This window comes from Streptomyces sp. P9(2023) (assembly GCF_032436795.1).
Lineage (GTDB): Bacteria > Actinomycetota > Actinomycetes > Streptomycetales > Streptomycetaceae > Streptomyces.
Genome location: NZ_JAUPWM010000444.1, coordinates 1 through 274, shown reverse-complemented (window position 1 = coordinate 274; position 274 = coordinate 1). Strand labels below are relative to the sequence as shown.

The window sequence follows — 274 nt, the reverse complement described above, 5'->3', positions numbered from 1 at the left end:
ATCAGGAGCCGGTGTGTAATAGGATCGATCATTCCCCGGATCGTTCAAGGGAATGTGTCCACCGAGCAGATCACTGACCTCAAGGATTTTCAGCACACCACCTTTGAACGGCTCCCCGCCAAGATCGCTGATATAGCGATATGGTTGGTCACTGTCAGCGGACTGTGCAAAGTCACGCTTGAGATGGTAATTGGTGATGTGCTCATGTTGCTCAACCAGAAGCTCATTCGTTTTCAAGGGAAAGCGTGTATAGAGCTTCAGGAGAGAGTTGTTG

At 49.6% G+C, this 274-nt stretch carries 1 protein-coding gene; it reads left to right on the top strand.

What is annotated here, in order from left to right; translation table 11 throughout:
- Positions 1–54: 54 nt before the first annotated feature.
- A partial coding sequence (locus Q5762_RS38295; protein ID WP_315896930.1) for a hypothetical protein occupies positions 55–274 on the top strand: 220 nt, incomplete at its 3' end.